Below are 16072 nucleotides of genomic sequence, written 5' to 3' on the forward strand. Positions count from 1 at the left end.
TCAGTCCTTGATCTCGCAGATCACGGTGCCCTGCGAGATCGACGCGCCCTGCTCGGCGTCGAGCCCGGTCACGGTGCCGTCCTTCGACGCGGTCACCGGGTTCTCCATCTTCATCGCCTCGAGCACGACGATCAGGTCGCCGGCGGAGACGGTGTCGCCGTCGGACACCGCGACCTTGATGATCGTGCCCTGCATCGGCGCGGTGACGGCGTCGCCGGAGACCTTGGCGCCACCACCCTTGCCGGTGCGCTTGCGCGGCCCGGCCTTCGGCCCACCGGCCGCGGCACCTCCGCCCCCGCCGAGGGCGAGGTCACCGGGCAGCGAGACCTCCAGGCGCCGGCCACCGACCTCGACGACCACGGTCTGCCGCTCGCCGGACTCGTCGTCGGCCCCGGCCCCGCCCTCGAACGGCGGGACCGTGTTGTCCCACTCGGTCTCGATCCAGCGGGTGTGGACGGTGAAGTCGTCCAGGTCGTCCGCGGCGTAGGCCGGGTCCTCCACGACGAGCCGGTGGAAGTCCAGCACGGTCGCCATCCCCTCGACGCGGAACTCCGACAGCGCGCGGCGGGCCCGCTGCAGGGCCTGCTGCCGGTCGGCGCCCCAGACGATCAGCTTCGCCAGCAGCGAGTCGAACTGCCCGCCGATCACCGATCCGTCCTCGACACCGGCGTCCACCCGGACACCGGGGCCTGCCGGGTACCAGATCCGCTCGGCGGTACCGGGCGCCGGCAGGAAGTTGCGGCCCGCGTCCTCACCGTTGATCCGGAACTCGATCGCGTGCCCGCGCGGGGCCGGGTCGTCCTCGAGGTCGAGCTCCTGGCCCTCGGCGATCCGGAACATCTGCCGGACCAGGTCGATGCCGGTGGTCTCCTCCGAAACCGGGTGCTCGACCTGCAGCCGGGTGTTCACCTCGAGGAAGGTGATCATCCCGTCCTCGCCGATGAGGAACTCGACGGTGCCGGCGCCGTAGTAGCCGGCCTCCTTGCAGATCGCCTTCGACGCGTCGTACAGGGTCTTGCGCTGCTCGTCGGACAGGAACGGCGCGGGCGCCTCCTCGACGAGCTTCTGGAAGCGGCGCTGCAGCGAGCAGTCCCGCGTCCCGACGACGACGACGTTGCCGTGCTGGTCGGCCAGGACCTGGGTCTCGACGTGGCGCGGGCGGTCGAGGTAGCGCTCGACGAAGCACTCGCCGCGGCCGAACGCCGCGGTGGCCTCGCGGACCGCGGAGTCGTAGAGCTCGGCGACCTCGGAGCGCTCACGGGCGACCTTCATGCCGCGGCCGCCGCCGCCGAACGCCGCCTTGATCGCGACCGGCAGGCCGTGCTCGTCGGCGAAGGCCAGCACCTCGTCGGAGCCGGAGACCGGGTCCTTGGTGCCCGGGACCAGCGGGGCGCCGGCGCGGGTGGCGATGTGCCGCGCGGTGACCTTGTCGCCGAGGTCGCGGATGGACTGCGGCGACGGGCCGATCCAGGTGATGCCGGCGTCGATCACGGCCTGGGCGAAGTCGGCGTTCTCCGACAGGAAGCCGTAGCCGGGGTGGATCCCGTCCGCCCCGGACCGCTTCGCCGCATCGACGATCTTGTCGATGTCCAGGTACGACTCCGCGGCGGTGGCCCCACCGAGCGCGAAGGCCTCGTCGGCGAGCCGGACGAACATCGCGTCCCGGTCCGGCTCGGCGTAGACGGCGACGCTGGTGAGCCCCGCGTCCTTCGCGGCTCGGATCACGCGGACGGCGATCTCTCCCCGGTTGGCGACGAGCACTTTGCGCAGTGCGGGCACGGTGGAACTCCTCCGGTCGCGAGCGCCGGCCCGATGCTCCGGCGCAGGGTTACTCGCGAGTGTAGGAGTCAGGACTGACTCTCACGGAGCCGGGGATTGTGGCGCTCACAACGCCGGCGACCCGGATACGGGCCCATGATCGGTTCAGAGACCCGGTCGGGAGTGACCGCCGCCACCCGTCAGGCGGCGGAGTAGCCGGGCCGGGGCCGACCGGCGGCGCGGGGCGGACCGCCCGTCGTAGCGCCAGAACGTCTCCCGCTCCGCCAGCTCCCGGGCCGCGCCGGCGCCGAGCTCGCCGCGGGCCGCCAGCTCGCGGGCGAGGTCCCAGCCCTCGCGTTCGGCGCCGTAGGGCGCGACGCCGTCGAACCGGGCCGCGAACACCGCCGCCCAGCGGTCGCCGAACCCGTGCGCGAGCAGCGGCCACGCCGACGCCACCTGACCGGAGCGCTTGCGCAGCAACGCCACCCGGGTCACGGCCAGCATCCGCGCGTCGAACCCGGACGGCTCCGGGCCGCCCGCGACGAGCGCGGCGACCAGCGCGGCCTGCCGCGCCGCTAGGCCGGAGCTCATCGGACCGGCTCCGCGGCGGCGGTGACCGGCGGGTGCCCGGCCGCGGCGGCGATCGCGTCCAGCTCCGCGTGGGTCTCGGCGGCGGGCGGGTAGCGGCCGTCGCGTTCGAGCATCACCGGCGGTGGCGCGGGCAGCCGTGCGACGACCTCGGTGAGCAGCGCCAGCACCGCGTCCGGGACGGGCGCGGTGTGCGTGTCGTGCAGCAGGCCGTCGTGCTCGGCGCCGCCGGCGACGTGGCAGTAGGCGATCGCCTCCGCGGGCAGCCGGCCCAGCAGCTCGTCGAGCACGGCGCGCGGGTCGCCGCCCCGGTTCAGAGCGTTGGCCCGCAGGTTCGCGACGTCGAGCAGCAGCGGCGCACCGGTCCGCTCGTGCAACCGCAGCAGGAACTCCGGCTCGGAGAACTCGTCGTCGGGCCAGTCCAGGAACGTCGCGATCGGCTCCAGCGCGAGCGGGACGTCGAGCTCGGCGCGGGTGCGGGAGACGTTGCGCGACAGCACGTCCAGCGCCTCCCGGGACCGTGGCAGCGGCAGCAGGTGCCCGGCCTCGATCCCACCGGCCCGGACGAACGCGACGTGCTCGCTCACCAGCGGCGCGCCCAGCGCCGCGGCGCACGCGGCCAGATGGGCGATCCGCTCCGGCTCGACGCCGTGCGGGTCGCCGAGCGAGAGCCGCACCCCGTGCACGACGACGTCCCCGCCCCTGTCACCGCCACTGCCGCCACCACTGTCACCCCCGCCGACGAGCGGCGCCGGGGGCGCGTCGGGCCGGATGCCCTCCGCGATGACCTCCCGGAACCCCAGCCCGGGGAGGTCGTCGAGGACGGCCGCGATCTCGGGGCGCCATCCGGCGCCGGTCCCGTGCAGCACGCTCGCCTCCCTGGTCTCGTGCGAGTACGGCAGTGCTGTTCTCTGCTGTTCTCCCGCAGTGCTGTTCGCTCGCGGGGCTGTTCTCCTGCAGTGCTGTTCCCCCGCGCCGTTCCCGCGGCTCCACACCCCCCACAGGCGGAGCCGCGGGAACGGAAGTACTCGGATCAGCCGCCGCAGCCGCCACCGCCGCCGCCGCAGCCGCCGCCCCCACCGCCGCAGCTGGAGCCGCCGAAGGAGCCACCGCCGAAGGAGCCGAAGAACCCGCCGCCGTCACCGGACGACCCGCCGTCCGAGCCGCCGCCGGCGCCACCGCTGCCGCCTGCGGCCCCCAGGGCCGACGCCTTCTGCGCCGCGAGCTCCTCGGCGAACGCCGGCTCGGCGGCGACCATCGCGCTCACGCCGAACGCGCCGACGCTGAGCGCGGCGGCCCCGGCCCCGACCGAGCCCCACTCGGGTCGCATGTGCGGGGCCAGCGAGCGGTGCCGGTCCCGGATGCCGTCGAGCGCGGTGTCCCCGGCCCGCGTGCGGTGCGGGACCTTGCCCGCCATGACCACCGCGGCCACCGTGACGAGGACGGTCAGGACGACCAGGAAGCCGACCGCGTGGCCGGTGGCGAAGCCGGCCGCCAGCCGTAGCGCGCCCAGGAGCGCGACGGCGCCGGGCAGCAGCGCGGTCCGGCGGTAGCGGGCCCGGGCGGCCGGGGTCAGCAGCAGGCCCGAGGACTCCAGGGCTGACGCGATCGACTCCAGCTCGGTCGTCACCGGCTCGTGGGTGCGCAACGTCCGGCTCGGCGTCAGCCGGTGCGCGGCGGTGTGGATCGCGCGCTGCAGTGCCGTGGCGTCGCGGCCGGGGGCCGCACCGGCGCGGACCTGGCCGGTGGTGCGGTCCGAGGTGACGATCGTGCCGTCGACGTGCATCGCCGACAGCGCCGCGTAGACGGCCAGCTGCGGGCCGCCGTTGAGGTAGGCGACCTCCTCCGGTCGCCGGTTCAGGCCCCACCGTGCCCGGCCGTCGACGGCCACGATCCTGCGGCGCACCGCGACCGCGGTCGCGATCGCCGCCACGGCGAGGATCAGGTAGATCACGAGGAACGTCGGCCCCGGGATGCCCCAGGTGTCCGTGGTGAGAGTCGTGCCCATTGCCGTCACCCCCAGCTGCTCGGAACTCCGTCGTTCGAAGCAGTCTGCCGCCGCGCAAGGCCTGCGCCGACGGTTTTGAGGGAGACTTGAGCTTGGGTGTCGCGAAGTCCCGGGGCGCTGCGACGGGCGCCCCGGGACCGTGCGGGCAGGTCAGAGCGCCGCGCGTACCTGGTTCTTGATCCGCGCGAGCATGGCGGCGATGCCGCGCAGCCGCAGCGGGCTCACGGCCTCGGCGAGGCCGAGGTCGGTGTAGAAGTCGTCGGGTACGTCGAGCACGGTCGCGGCCGGCTGGCCGTCCAGCCCGGTGTGCATGATCGACGCGAACCCGCGGGTCGTCGGGGCCTCCGGCGGCGCGGAGAAGAACAGGTGCACGGGCCGGTCCCCGGCGTCCTGATCACGGCTGCCCTCGACCTCCACGGCCAGGAACAGCGGCGACTGGCACTCGTGGACCTGTTCCATGGTGTCCGCGGCGTCGGCGTAGCGCTCGGGCAGGTCGGGGAGCTCCCGGGACAGCTCCAGCAGCAGCTGGAGCCGGTCCTTCGGGCCGACGTCGGCGAAGTCGTCGACCAGCTCGGCCAGCTCCGGGGGCAGCGTGCCGGGATCGGTGCTGCTCACGCGGACCCGCGCTCCTCGCCCTGCACGATCGGCACGCGGACGGCGTTGCCCCACTCGGTCCAGGAGCCGTCGTAGTTCCGGACGTTGCCGAAGCCCAGCAGGTGGGTCAGCACGAACCAGGTGTGGCTGGAGCGCTCGCCGATCCGGCAGTAGGCGACGACCTCGTCGGACGGGTTCAGGCCCTGCTCGTCCTGGTAGATGGCCTCCAGGTCGGCGCGGGACTTGAACGAGCCGTCCTCGGCCGCGGCCCGGGCCCACGGCACGCTCGCGGCGCCCGGGATGTGCCCGCCGCGGACCGCGCCCTCCTGCGGGTAGTCGGGCATGTGGAGCTTCTCGCCGGTGTACTCCTGCGGGGACCGGACGTCGACCAGCGGCTTGCCCAGGTGGGCGAGCACGTCGTCCTTGAACGCGCGGATGTCCGCGTCGTCCCGCTCGACGACCGGGTAGTCGGCCTGCTCCGGCGCCGGGGTGTCGGTGACGACCTCCCGGCCCTCGGCGATCCACTTGGCGCGGCCGCCGTCGAGCAGCCGCACGTCGGGGTGGCCGAACAGGGAGAACACCCACAGCGCGTAGGCGGCCCACCAGTTGTTCTTGTCGCCGTAGACGACGATCGTGGTGTCCCGGCCGATGCCCCGCTCGGACATGATCTCGGCGAAGCGCTTCCCGTCGACGTAGTCGCGGGTGACCGGGTCGTTCAGCTCGGTGTGCCAGTCGACCTTCACCGCGCCGGGGATGTGGCCGGTGTCGTAGAGCAGGACGTCCTCGTCGGACTCCACGACGACCAGCCCCGGGTCCTTCAGGTGCTCGGCCAGCCACTCGGTGGTGACCAGCCGCTCGGGGTGGGCGTACTCGGCGAGCTTCGGGTCGGAGTCGTTCGCGACAGCCATGCGCGCGAGCGTAGTAGCCCGCGCTCAGGTCCACAGGTCGGTGACCCGCACCCCGACCTCGGCCAGCAGCCGGCGGACCAGCGGCAGGCTGATCCCGATCACGTTCGACGGGTCGCCGTCGATGCCCTCGACGAACCAGCCGCCCAGCCCGTCCAGGGTGAACGCGCCCGCGACCTCCAGCGGCTCGCCGCTGCCCAGGTAGGCCTCCAGCTCCTCGGGGGAGGGGTCGGCGAACCGGACGACGGTGGCCGCGGACGCCTCGGCGCGGGCGACGACCTCGCCACCGGCGAGCCGCAGCACCGCGTGCCCGGTCAGCAGGTCCCCGCTGCGCCCGGCCATCGCCTTCCAGCGCCGCCGCGCGGTGTCCGGGTCGTGCGGCTTGCCGACGAGCTCGTCGTCGACCAGCAGCATCGAGTCGCAGCCGAGCACCACGGCCTCCGGGTGCCCGGTGCCGATCCGGTCGGCCACGGCACCGGCCTTCGCCGCAGCCAGCAGGGTCACCTTCTCGGCCGGGCCGGCGTCGGGGTGCGCGTCGAGCAGCGCGTCCTCGTCGACGTCGGAGACCTCGACGACGGGGTCGAGGCCTGCGGTGCGCAGTACACCGAGCCGGGCGGGGGAGGCGGAAGCGAGGACCGGACGCACGCCGCGACCCTACAAGCCCCAGCGCAGCCGGTTCGGTGAACGAGGAGCGCAGTAGCGCTAGAATAGCGCTGTGGCGACGATTCAGATCCGCGAAATCCCCGAGGACGTGTACGAGGTCATCCGGCGCCGAGCCCGCGCTGCCGGCCGGTCGATCCAGTCCTACATGCGAGAGGTCGTCATCGAGACCGCGGCGCGGCCCACGCCGGGTGAGGTGTTCGCCGCTGTGGACGCGACCCGTTCCGGCGCCGCTGTCGTGACCAGGGAGTCGGTGATCGAGGCCCTGGACGAGCTGCGCCGGTGACCGACGATGTCGTGGTCGACGCGTCTACCGTGATCCTGGCGTTGCTCGGTGACGAACCGGGAATCCGTGCCCGGCTACAGGACTCGACCACTCATGCGCCGCACCTGATCGACGCCGAGACGGGGTCGGTGCTCCGCCGACACGAGCTGGCCGGAACCGTGAAACCGGACGAGGCAGCGGCGGCGCTGCTCGGCGCCCGTCTGCTCGTCGAGCAGCGATACCCACATGAAGGAGCGATCGGCGACGCCGCCTGGTCGCTCCGGCACAACCTGTCCTTCTACGACGCCCTCTACGTCGCGCTCGCCACGCGGCTCGGTGTCCCGCTGCTGACCGCGGATGTCCGGATGGCCAACGCACCCGGCCTGACCTGCGCAGTCGAAGTGGTGTGACCGGAGCCGCGTTCGGGCCGGGCTCCCGCCGTCCTGCGCCCGCCTGATGCCTCAGCGACCCGCGAGGCCGTGCCGGTAGGCGTAGCCGACGGCCTGGGCCCGGTCGCGCAGCCCGGTCTTGGCGAACAGATGGTTCACGTGCGTCTTGACCGTCGCCTCGCCGACGACGAGCCGGTGCGCGATCTCGACGTTGGACAGCCCCTCCGCGATCAGCGCGAGCACCTCCACCTCGCGCGGGGTGAGCCCGTCCGGCGGCTCGGCGGCGGCCCGCGGGGCGTCCGCGCCGCGCCGTTCGACGATCTTCGCGAGCACCGAGGCGTCGATCGTGGAGACACCGTCGGCGGCGGAGCGCAACGCCCGGCCGATGGCCTCGGCGTCGGCGTCCTTGGACAGCCAGCCGGACGCGCCTGCGGCGATCGCGTCGACCACGGCGTCGTCGTCGACGTAGGTGGTGAGCACGACGACCGCGGTACCGGGGTGCTCGGTGCGCACCCGCCTGGTGGCGGAGACGCCGTCGCCCGCGGGCATCCGCAGGTCGGTGAGCAGCACGTCCGGGGCCACCGACGCGACCAGGCCGACCGCCTCGTCGCCGCCGGAGGCCGTCCCGACGACCTCGACGCCGTCGAGCAGGCCGAGCACGGTCGCCAGTCCGTCCCGGACGATGCGCTGGTCGTCGGCCAGCACCACCCGCAGGTCCTTCACGAACCGATCCTCTCGCACGCCTCCGCCGCGCCCCCGCCGGGCTCCGTGGCCGACGGCGTCTCCGGCGCGGGGAGCCGCAGGTGCACGCGCCAGCCGTCGGCGGTCGGGCCGGCCTCCAGCTCGGCGCCGACCAGCGCGGCCCGCTCGGCCATCCCGACGAGGCCGGATCCCTGGCCGTCGCCGGGCGCGGCCGGGGTGATCGCCCGGTCGAGCACCTCCAGCTCCACGCCGGCCCCGTCCCCGGTGCGGTGCAGCCGGACGGTGACCGGTGCACCGGGGGCGTGCTTGCGGGCGTTGGTCAGTGCCTCCTGCGCGGTGCGCAGGACGGTCTCGCCCTCGCGGGCACCGACCTCCAGGTCCGTGGCGGCGTCGAGAACGGCGCCGGGATGCGCGTCGACCAGCTCCCGCAGCTCCGCGGTGACGTCGACCGGCGCGGGGCCCTCGCGCAGCGCGCGGACGGCGCGGCGGGCCTCGGTGATGCCGTCGGAGGCGAGCTGCTGGGCCCGCTCGAGCTGGGCGACGGTGTCCGGGGCGGCGCCGTCGCGCTGGGCCATCAGCCGGGCACCCTGCAGCTGCACGGCGAGCGCGGACAGCGAGTGGGCGAGCACGTCGTGCACGTCGCGGGCCACCCGGGCGCGGTCGGCGATGGCCTCGGCGCGGGCGTGCTCCTCGCGGGCCCTGGCGTCGGCGACCAGCGTCTGCTCACGCTCCTCGACCCGCCGTGCGCTGTCCCGCCGGGCCATCCCGAAGAGCACCATCACCGCGTGCACCCCGGCGACGACGAGCGGGTCGCCCAGGCTGTCGTACGGCCCGACGACGATCAGCGTCGCGACGGCGACCGGGGCGGCGGCGAGCACCGCGAACCGGGTCGGCAGCCGCATCCCGGCGATGAACGCGGCCAGCATCGGGAACGCCGCCGCGGCCGTCCAGCCGCTCGAGCCGGCCAGCAGGAGCTCACCGCCGGCGGCGAGCGTGACCACGATCGCCAGTGCCCGGCGGACCGTGAGCTGCGGCAGCATCGAGAACACGACCCAGGCGAGGCCCGCGGGCACGAGCCCGAGGTACATCCACGACGGGCTGACCCGCTGGTTCGGGATTGCGACGATCATCACGACGATGACCGGCAGCCAGAGCAGCGCGATGACGCGGCGCGGCATCCCGAGGAACGTCGAGCGGTCCTCCCACTGCTCGTCCCCGCCCGCCGGCCTGCTCACCCGGCCACCCTGGCACAGTTGCGGCCCGGGGCGGTGTCCCGCGATGCCCCCGGCACCGTGGCCGGAACCGTCCCGGCGGTCCCCCGGCCGACCGCCGCGCCGCCGGTTCCGACGATCGCGACGGTGCCGGAGAGCTGCGTGGGGTCCATACCTCGACGATCACCCGGGCGGCCCCGTACCGCGTCGGTCCCCGGGTCGAACACGGATGGAAACAGGGCCTCCACCCGTGGGTGGACGCGGCGGGTCACGCGCCGGTCCGGGAGGCCCGCTTCGGGCGGATCGGCACCCCGGTGGCGGCGGCGCGGTGGTGCAGCACGGCGGCCTGCACCGCCAGGCTGGCCCCGAACACCAGCGCCGACGACGCCCCGACCAGCGCGGCGGCCCCGAGGCCCCCGGCGACCAGGCTCGCGCCGACCCGCACCGCGATCGTCAGCGCCCAGGCGACGGCCAGCGCGACCGAGCCGCGGCGGTAGAGGTAGCCGTCCCGGTTCTCCAGGACGAAGGCGCGGCCGCGCAGCACGCCCAGCGCACCGGCGAGGACGACCTCGACGGCGACCAGGGCGATCCCGGCGGCGGTGACGGTGACCGGGGTGGTCGCCAGCGTGACGACCCCGAGTGCGATGACGACCAGCGGCAGGACGTCGTCCCGGGCGGCGACGAACCGCCCGGAGAACTGCTTGTAGAGGACGAGTCCGACGACCGCGACGGTGATGGCGAGCTGCGTGGCATCCATGCCGACGACGATCGCCCACCGGGACCGGGCGGCGCGTCGGTCCCGGGGTCGAACGGAGTTGGAAACGGGGCCTCGCACCGAAGGTGGAGGCCCCGTCCATCAGAGGGCGGGCACCAGCCGGTCGGCGGCCGGTCAGGGATGCCGGTGCTGCTCGGCGCAGGTCAGCGCGGCAGTCCGGACGCCCGCCAGGCGCCCGGCCCCGCGAGCAGCGGGGCGCGGAGCTGCGCCGCCGGGCTCGACCAGAGATCCGGTGCACGCACCGGCTCCGGCGGCCCGCCCGCGCTCGCGGCTGCCGCGACGACAGCGGTCAGCGCGGCCAGCTCGTGGTCGTCCGGGGTGCCCCGCACCACCCGGAACAGCGCACGGCGCTCCTCCGGGCCGGCGTCCGGGTTCTCGTCGGCCCCCATCAGAGCGGGATGTTCCCGTGCTTGCGGGTCGGGCCCTGCTCCCGCTTGGTGGACAGCATCCGCAGCGCCCGCCCGACGTAGCCGCGGGTGTGCGACGGCGGCACGACCGCGTCGATGTAGCCCCGGTCGGCGGCGATGTAGGGGTTGCAGAGGGTGTCCTCGTAGTCCTGCTGCAGCTCCGCGCGGCGCTGCTCCAGCTCGTCGCCGGAGAGGTCCTTGAGCTCCTTGCGGTACAGGATCGACACCGCACCCTGCGCGCCGGTGACCGCGATCTGGGCGGTCGGCCAGGCGATGTTGACGTCCGCGCCGAGGTGCTTGGAGCCCATGACGTCGTAGGCGCCGCCGTAGGCCTTGCGGGTGATGACGGTGACCTTGGGGACGGTGGCCTCGGCGTAGGCGTAGATCAGCTTCGCGCCGCGGCGGATGATGCCGTTCCACTCCTGGTCGGTGCCGGGCAGGAAGCCCGGGACGTCGACGAAGGTCAGCACCGGGATGTTGAACGCGTCGCAGGTCCGCACGAAGCGGGCCGCCTTCTCCGAGGCGTCGATGTCCAGGCAGCCGGCGAACTGGGTCGGCTGGTTGGCGACGATGCCGACGCTGTTGCCCTCCACCCGGGCGTAGCCGATCACCATGTTCGGTGCCCACAGCTCCTGGACCTCGAGGAAGTCCTCGTCGTCGACGACCCGGTTGATGACCTCGCGGATGTCGTACGGGGTGTTCGGCGAGTCCGGGATCAGGGTGTCGAGCTCGAGGTCGGAGTCGATGAGGCCGTCGGTGATCGAGCCCTCGACGGGCTCGGAGGCGGGGAACGACGGCGGCTCGGACAGGTTGTTCGACGGCAGGAAGCTCAGCAGCTGCTTGACGTAGTCGAGCGCGTCGGACTCGTCGCCGGCCAGGTAGTGCGCCACACCGGACTTCGAGTTGTGCGCCCGGCCGCCGCCGAGCTCCTCCATGTCGACGTCCTCACCGGTGACGGTCTTGATGACGTCCGGGCCGGTGATGAACATGTGGCTGGTCTCGTCGACCATCACGGTGAAGTCGGTGATCGCGGGGGAGTACACCGCACCGCCCGCGCACGGCCCCATGATCAGCGAGATCTGTGGGATCACGCCGGAGCTCTGCACGTTGCGGGTGAAGATCTCGCCGTAGAGGCCGAGCGCGACCACGCCCTCCTGGATGCGGGCGCCACCGCCGTCGTTGATCCCGACGACCGGGCAGCCGATCTTCGCGGCCACGTCCATGACCTTGACGATCTTCTCGCCGTAGACCTCGCCGAGCGCGCCGCCGAACACCGTCGCGTCCTGGGAGAACACCGCGACCGGGCGGCCGTCGATCGTGCCGGTGCCGGTCACGACGCCGTCGCCGAAGGGCCGCTTGGCCTCCATGCCGAAGTTCGTCGACCGGTGCCGGGTCAGCGCGTCGAGCTCGACGAACGAGCCGGGGTCGAGCAGCTGGTCGATCCGCTCCCGGGCGGTCTGCCTGCCCTTGGCGTGCTGCTTCTCGACCGCGCTCGCCGATCCGGCGTGCACCGCGTCGTCGAAACGCTGGTAGAGGTCGGCGAGCTTACCGGCCGTGGTGTGGATGTCGGGCTCTGTGCTTCCGTCGTCCGGGGACGCCATCGGCTCCGTTGCGGCGCTCATGGAACCGGAGCCTAACTCGCGAGTAGGGAAGGGTCGGGGGTGACGTCCGCCGCAGTGCCCCCGGTGGTTCCGGCGGACGAACGGTTGCCGTGCGTCGAGGAGAGGTCCACACGGAGTGTGTCCGGATCGCCCGGGATACGGTGCGCGGTGATGAGCCCCGGTACCGATCCCGCCACCCCGTTGGACGCGTACGCGCTGCGCAACGCCGTGCTGCGGCCCGCCGGGGGCTGGTCCGCCCTCGACGTCGTCCCGTCCACCGGGTCCACCAACGCCGACCTGCTCGCCTCCGCGGCCAAGGGAGCCGAGGACCGTTCGGTGCTGATCGCCGAGGAGCAGGTGCGCGGCCGGGGCAGGCTGGACCGGACCTGGACCTCGCGGCCCGGTGCCGCGCTGACGCTGTCGGTGCTGTGGCGTCCCGAGGGCGTGCCCGCCGACCGGCTCGGCTGGCTGCCGATGCTCGCCGGGGTCGCCCTGGTCGACGCGATCTCCGAGCTCGCTGCGGAGGTCCCGGCCGCGCTGAAGTGGCCGAACGACCTGCTCGTCGGGCCGTCGCGGGGCAAGGCGGCCGGGATCCTGGCCGAGATGACCGCGGTGTCCGGCGGCGGGCCGGGCGTCGTGCTCGGGATCGGGCTCAACGTCTCCACGCACGGCACCGACCTGCCGTGGGGGGCGACGTCGCTGGCCGCGCACGGGTTCGCCGCGTCCCGCCAGGAGCTGGCCGCGACCCTGCTCGCGCACCTGTACCAGCGTGAGGCGCAGTGGCGCGACGCGTCCGGCGACGCCGACGCGTGCGGGCTGCGCACCGCCTACCGCGCCCGCTGCGCGACCCTCGGCTCCCAGGTCCGGGTGGAGCGGCCCGCCGGGGACCACCTGATCGGGATGGCCGAGGACGTCGACCCGTCCGGGCGGCTGCTCGTGCTCCCCGAGGGCGGCGAGCGGGTCGCGGTCGCCGCGGGCGACGTCGTGCACCTGAGGCCCGCGGACAACCCCGACCACCAGCGCTGAGCCCGTCGCGCGCGTCGCCCCGGCGGCCGGCGCGCGGGGTCCTACCGTGAGCCCATGGCCTTTCCCGACGCCCTGCTCGACGAGCGGGAGCGGGTGGCGCTCTACACCGGGCCGCACTGGCGGGTGTGCCTGCGACCTGCGGCGACGCTGCCGCTGATCGCGGTCCCGGCCGGGTTCGCGGCCTCGGTCGTCCGGCTGCAGACGTGGGCGCCGTGGGCCTGGGCGCTGATCGCGATCCTGGCCGCGCTCGCCGCCGCCAGGTGGGTCGTCGCACCGATCGCGCGGTGGCGCTGCACCCGGCTGGTGGTGACGAGCAGCAGGCTGCTGGCCCGCGACGGCGTCGTCGCGGTGCGGTCGGTGCAGGTCCCGCTCGACCGGATCGACGCCGTGCGGGTGGCGACCCGGCGGGGCTCGCGGGCCGGGACGCTGCACGTCGACGCCGCCGACGGCCGCTACACCTTCACCGACGTGCCGCGCGTCGAGCACGCGCAGGCCCGGCTGCACCGCGAGATCGGGCACTGCGCCGACCGCGCCCGCTCGGCCCACCTGGAGCGCGTGCACGCCACCCGGCGCGCCCACGCGGACCGTGTGGTCCGCACCCGAGCGGCTACCCGGACCGGCGCCGGTGGGGTGAGACTGTCCGGATGGGGCGCGGCGCGGGCCGCGCCGGAGAGGACGTCGTCGTGAGCCTGGCCGGAGCGAAGCTGCCCGCCGTCGTACGGGACCCGGACCTGCCCGAGCGGGTGGAGATCTACGAGGTGGGGCCCCGCGACGGGCTGCAGAACGAGTCCGGGGTCGTCCCGGTCGCGGTCAAGGCCGAGTTCCTCGACCGCCTCGCCGACGCGGGCCTCACCACCCTGGAGGCCACCAGCTTCGTGCACCCGAAGTGGGTGCCCCAGCTCGCCGACGCCGCCGAGCTGCTGTCGGTCCTGCACCGCCGCGACGGCCTCGACTACCCCGTCCTCACCCCGAACGAGCGCGGCCTGGACCGGGCGATCGAGGCCGGCTGCGACCACGTCGCGGTGTTCGCCTCGGCCACCGAGACCTTCGCGAAGCGCAACCTCAACCGCACCCTCGACGAGCAGTTCGCCATGTTCGAGCCGACCGTCACCCGCGCCGTGCGGGAGGGGCTGCGGGTACGTGCCTACGTGTCGATGGTCTTCGGCGACCCGTGGGAGGGCGGCGTCGACCCGGCGCAGGCCGCCGCGGTCGGGGCCCGGCTGATGGAGATGGGCTGCGACCAGCTCTCCCTCGGCGACACGATCGGCGTCGCGACGCCCGCGCACGTCGGGGCGGTGCTCGACGCGTGCGCCGGACGCGGCGTCGGCGTCGACCGGATCGCGGTGCACTTCCACGACACCTACGGCCAGGCCCTGTCGAACACCCTCGCGGCGCTGCGCCGCGGGGTGACGACGATCGACGCCAGCGCCGGCGGGCTCGGCGGCTGCCCCTACGCCGGTTCGGCCACCGGGAACCTCGCCACCGAGGACCTGGTGTGGATGCTCGACGGCCTCGGCATCGCCCACGGCACCGACCTGCGCGCGCTCGTCGACACCAGCGTCTGGATGGCGTCGCAGCTGGGCAGGCCGTCGCCGTCGCGGGTGGTCACGGCACTGGTCGAGGGGTAGCGCGCTCCGCGCCCGCTCAGCCGCGCAGTACCTGCAGCACCGGCTCGTGCAGGGCTCCGTTGCTGGTCAGGCCGTTGCCGCCGGAGAACGTGTCGGCCCCGGTCAGGTCGGTCAGCCGCCCGCCCGCCTCGGCGACGACGACCGCGGGCGCGGCCAGGTCCCACGGGTTCGCGGCCGGCTCGACGGCCACGTCGAGCACCCCCTCGGCCACGAGCACGTGCTGCCAGAAGTCGCCGAACGCCCGGGACTCCCAGCACGCCTCGGTGAGCGCGGTCCAGCCGTCGCGGGGCACCGGGCCGGGCTCGGCGCGGAACGTGTCGGCGTTCGTGGTGGACACGTAGGCGTCGGCGACGTCGGAGACCCCGGACACCGCGATCCGGTGCGGCGTGCCCGACGGCAGCTCGCGCGCCCACGACCCGGCACCGGCCGAGCCCCACCAGCGGCGGTGCATCGCCGGGGCGCTGACCACACCGACGACCGGGGTCCCGTCGACGACCAGCGCGATCAGCGTCGCCCACACCGGGACGCCGCGGGAGAAGTTCTTGGTGCCGTCGATCGGGTCGATCACCCAGCCGCGCCCGGACGCCTCGACCGCGCCGCCGCGCTCCTCGCCGAGGATCGCGTCGCCGGGGCGCTCGTGGCCCAGTGCGGCGCGGATGGCGTCCTCGGCGGCGGTGTCGGCGTCGGTGACCGGGGTGCGGTCCGGTTTGCGCGTGACGCGCAGGTCCGCCGCGCGGAAACGGGGGAGGGTGATCGCGTCGGCGAGATCCGCCAGTCGCAGGGCGAGATCCAGATCACTCGGGTCGGCGGGCACGTTCTGCTCGGCACTCACGTTCGGCGAGCATGCCAGTTCGCACCGAAACAGCCCCCGGGGGCCGGAGCCCTATGCTGGGTGAGATGACCACCGTGGTGCTGGCCGAGGACGATGCGGCGATCGCCGAGCCGCTCTCCCGCGCCCTGCAGCGGGAGGGCTACGACGTCGAGGTCGTGGCCGACGGCGCCGCCGTGCTCGACCGCGTCGGCACGTCCCCGGCCGACCTGCTCGTCCTCGACCTGGGCCTGCCCGGGATGGACGGCCTGGAGGTCTGCCGCCGCATCCGTGCCGGCCAGTCCGACCTGCCCGTGCTGATGCTCACCGCGCGCACCGACGAGGTGGACTTCGTCGTCGGTCTCGACGCCGGTGCCGACGACTACGTCTCCAAGCCGTTCCGGCTCGCCGAGCTGCTCGCCCGGGTGCGGGCGCTGCTGCGCCGCCGCACCCAGGACGTCGTCGAGGTCGACGGGCTGCGGATGGAGCTCTCCGGCCGCCGCGTCCTGCTCGACGGCGACGAGGTCACCCTGGCCAACAAGGAGTTCGAGCTGCTGCGGGTCCTGATGACCCACGCCGGGCAGGTCGTGACCCGCGACGAGATCCTGCACTCGGTGTGGGGCGACGCCGACATGAAGTCGTCGAAGACGCTGGACATGCACATGTCCTGGCTGCGCCGCAAGATCGGCGGCGAGAAGCGGATCGCCACCGTCCGCGGCGTCGGCTTCCGGTTCAACACCGACTGAC

General features: G+C 74.2%; 20 protein-coding genes. 6 read left to right on the top strand and 14 right to left on the bottom strand.

What is annotated here, in order from left to right:
* The 7 genes from ACLE50_RS03955 to ACLE50_RS03985 all read right to left on the bottom strand — a co-directional run bounded on the left by ACLE50_RS03955 (position 1) and on the right by ACLE50_RS03985 (position 6498).
* Positions 1–1779: an acetyl/propionyl/methylcrotonyl-CoA carboxylase subunit alpha gene (locus tag ACLE50_RS03955; protein ID WP_410941951.1), complete on the bottom strand. Its 1779-nt coding sequence runs from the start codon at positions 1777–1779 to the stop codon at positions 1–3.
* A gap of 144 nt (positions 1780–1923) precedes the next feature.
* Entirely contained in the window at positions 1924–2349 is a 426-nt protein-coding gene (locus ACLE50_RS03960) for a hypothetical protein (protein ID WP_410941952.1), read from the bottom strand.
* Complete coding sequence (locus tag ACLE50_RS03965; protein ID WP_410941953.1) at positions 2346–3215, bottom strand: DUF692 domain-containing protein; 870 nt, start codon at positions 3213–3215, stop codon at positions 2346–2348. Before ACLE50_RS03965 ends, ACLE50_RS03960 begins: the two co-directional genes overlap by 4 nt.
* Before the next feature lie 164 nt (positions 3216–3379).
* The gene (locus ACLE50_RS03970) at positions 3380–4354 is read right to left on the bottom strand and encodes a TIGR04222 domain-containing membrane protein (protein ID WP_410941954.1); all 975 of its coding nucleotides are present in this window, start codon (positions 4352–4354) and stop codon (positions 3380–3382) included.
* 150 nt (positions 4355–4504) lie between these two features.
* Entirely contained in the window at positions 4505–4969 is a 465-nt protein-coding gene (locus tag ACLE50_RS03975; protein WP_410941955.1) for a SufE family protein, read from the bottom strand.
* Positions 4966–5856, bottom strand: a complete 891-nt coding sequence (locus ACLE50_RS03980; protein ID WP_410941956.1) for a sulfurtransferase — start codon at positions 5854–5856, stop codon at positions 4966–4968. Before ACLE50_RS03980 ends, ACLE50_RS03975 begins: the two co-directional genes overlap by 4 nt.
* 24 nt (positions 5857–5880) lie before the next feature.
* Positions 5881–6498 (bottom strand): Maf family protein, encoded by a 618-nt coding sequence (locus ACLE50_RS03985; RefSeq protein ID WP_410941957.1) that lies wholly within the window; start codon positions 6496–6498, stop codon positions 5881–5883.
* A gap of 70 nt (positions 6499–6568) precedes the next feature.
* Here ACLE50_RS03985 and ACLE50_RS03990 point away from each other — a divergent pair, with 70 nt between their 5' ends.
* Both ACLE50_RS03990 and ACLE50_RS03995 read left to right on the top strand, forming a co-directional pair.
* On the top strand, positions 6569–6799 hold the full coding sequence (locus ACLE50_RS03990) for a FitA-like ribbon-helix-helix domain-containing protein (RefSeq protein WP_410941958.1): 231 nt from the start codon (positions 6569–6571) through the stop codon (positions 6797–6799).
* Positions 6796–7188 (top strand): type II toxin-antitoxin system VapC family toxin, encoded by a 393-nt coding sequence (locus tag ACLE50_RS03995; RefSeq protein WP_410941959.1) that lies wholly within the window; start codon positions 6796–6798, stop codon positions 7186–7188. The genes ACLE50_RS03990 and ACLE50_RS03995 overlap by 4 nt, the downstream gene beginning before the upstream one ends.
* Positions 7189–7239: 51 nt before the next feature.
* On the opposite strand, the gene ACLE50_RS04000 is transcribed toward ACLE50_RS03995, so the two are convergent.
* From ACLE50_RS04000 to ACLE50_RS04025, 6 genes are all read right to left on the bottom strand, one after another.
* Positions 7240–7890: a response regulator gene (locus tag ACLE50_RS04000; protein ID WP_410941960.1), complete on the bottom strand. Its 651-nt coding sequence runs from the start codon at positions 7888–7890 to the stop codon at positions 7240–7242.
* Positions 7887–9104, bottom strand: coding sequence for a sensor histidine kinase (locus tag ACLE50_RS04005; protein WP_410941961.1), 1218 nt, complete (start codon positions 9102–9104; stop codon positions 7887–7889). The genes ACLE50_RS04000 and ACLE50_RS04005 overlap by 4 nt, the downstream gene beginning before the upstream one ends.
* Complete coding sequence (locus tag ACLE50_RS04010; RefSeq protein WP_410941962.1) at positions 9101–9253, bottom strand: hypothetical protein; 153 nt, start codon at positions 9251–9253, stop codon at positions 9101–9103. The genes ACLE50_RS04005 and ACLE50_RS04010 overlap by 4 nt, the downstream gene beginning before the upstream one ends.
* Positions 9254–9348: 95 nt before the next feature.
* Positions 9349–9837, bottom strand: coding sequence for a hypothetical protein (locus tag ACLE50_RS04015; protein ID WP_410941963.1), 489 nt, complete (start codon positions 9835–9837; stop codon positions 9349–9351).
* 161 nt (positions 9838–9998) lie between these two features.
* Positions 9999–10244 carry an acyl-CoA carboxylase epsilon subunit gene (locus ACLE50_RS04020; RefSeq protein ID WP_410941964.1) on the bottom strand — a complete coding sequence of 82 codons (246 nt, stop codon included), beginning with the start codon at positions 10242–10244 and terminating at the stop codon, positions 9999–10001.
* Entirely contained in the window at positions 10244–11884 is a 1641-nt protein-coding gene (locus ACLE50_RS04025; RefSeq protein ID WP_410941965.1) for an acyl-CoA carboxylase subunit beta, read from the bottom strand. Before ACLE50_RS04025 ends, ACLE50_RS04020 begins: the two co-directional genes overlap by 1 nt.
* Positions 11885–12034: 150 nt before the next feature.
* Between ACLE50_RS04025 and ACLE50_RS04030 the strand changes: the two genes are divergently transcribed.
* From ACLE50_RS04030 to ACLE50_RS04040, 3 genes are read left to right on the top strand one after another with little or no spacing between them, the layout of a single operon-like run.
* Complete coding sequence (locus tag ACLE50_RS04030; RefSeq protein ID WP_410941966.1) at positions 12035–12889, top strand: biotin--[acetyl-CoA-carboxylase] ligase; 855 nt, start codon at positions 12035–12037, stop codon at positions 12887–12889.
* A gap of 54 nt (positions 12890–12943) precedes the next feature.
* Positions 12944–13576 carry a PH domain-containing protein gene (locus tag ACLE50_RS04035; protein WP_410941967.1) on the top strand — a complete coding sequence of 211 codons (633 nt, stop codon included), beginning with the start codon at positions 12944–12946 and terminating at the stop codon, positions 13574–13576.
* Positions 13573–14517 carry a hydroxymethylglutaryl-CoA lyase gene (locus ACLE50_RS04040; protein ID WP_410941968.1) on the top strand — a complete coding sequence of 315 codons (945 nt, stop codon included), beginning with the start codon at positions 13573–13575 and terminating at the stop codon, positions 14515–14517. Before ACLE50_RS04035 ends, ACLE50_RS04040 begins: the two co-directional genes overlap by 4 nt.
* 16 nt (positions 14518–14533) lie before the next feature.
* Here ACLE50_RS04040 and hisN read toward each other — a convergent pair whose 3' ends face one another.
* Positions 14534–15349, bottom strand: a complete 816-nt coding sequence (gene hisN, locus ACLE50_RS04045; protein ID WP_410941969.1) for a histidinol-phosphatase — start codon at positions 15347–15349, stop codon at positions 14534–14536.
* 65 nt (positions 15350–15414) lie between these two features.
* Between hisN and ACLE50_RS04050 the strand changes: the two genes are divergently transcribed.
* Positions 15415–16071 carry a response regulator transcription factor gene (locus ACLE50_RS04050; protein WP_410941970.1) on the top strand — a complete coding sequence of 219 codons (657 nt, stop codon included), beginning with the start codon at positions 15415–15417 and terminating at the stop codon, positions 16069–16071.
* Position 16072 lies beyond the last annotated feature (1 nt).

The sequence above is a fragment of the Pseudonocardia phyllosphaerae genome (genome assembly GCF_046546475.1).
In the GTDB taxonomy this organism is placed as follows: domain Bacteria; phylum Actinomycetota; class Actinomycetes; order Mycobacteriales; family Pseudonocardiaceae; genus Pseudonocardia; species Pseudonocardia phyllosphaerae.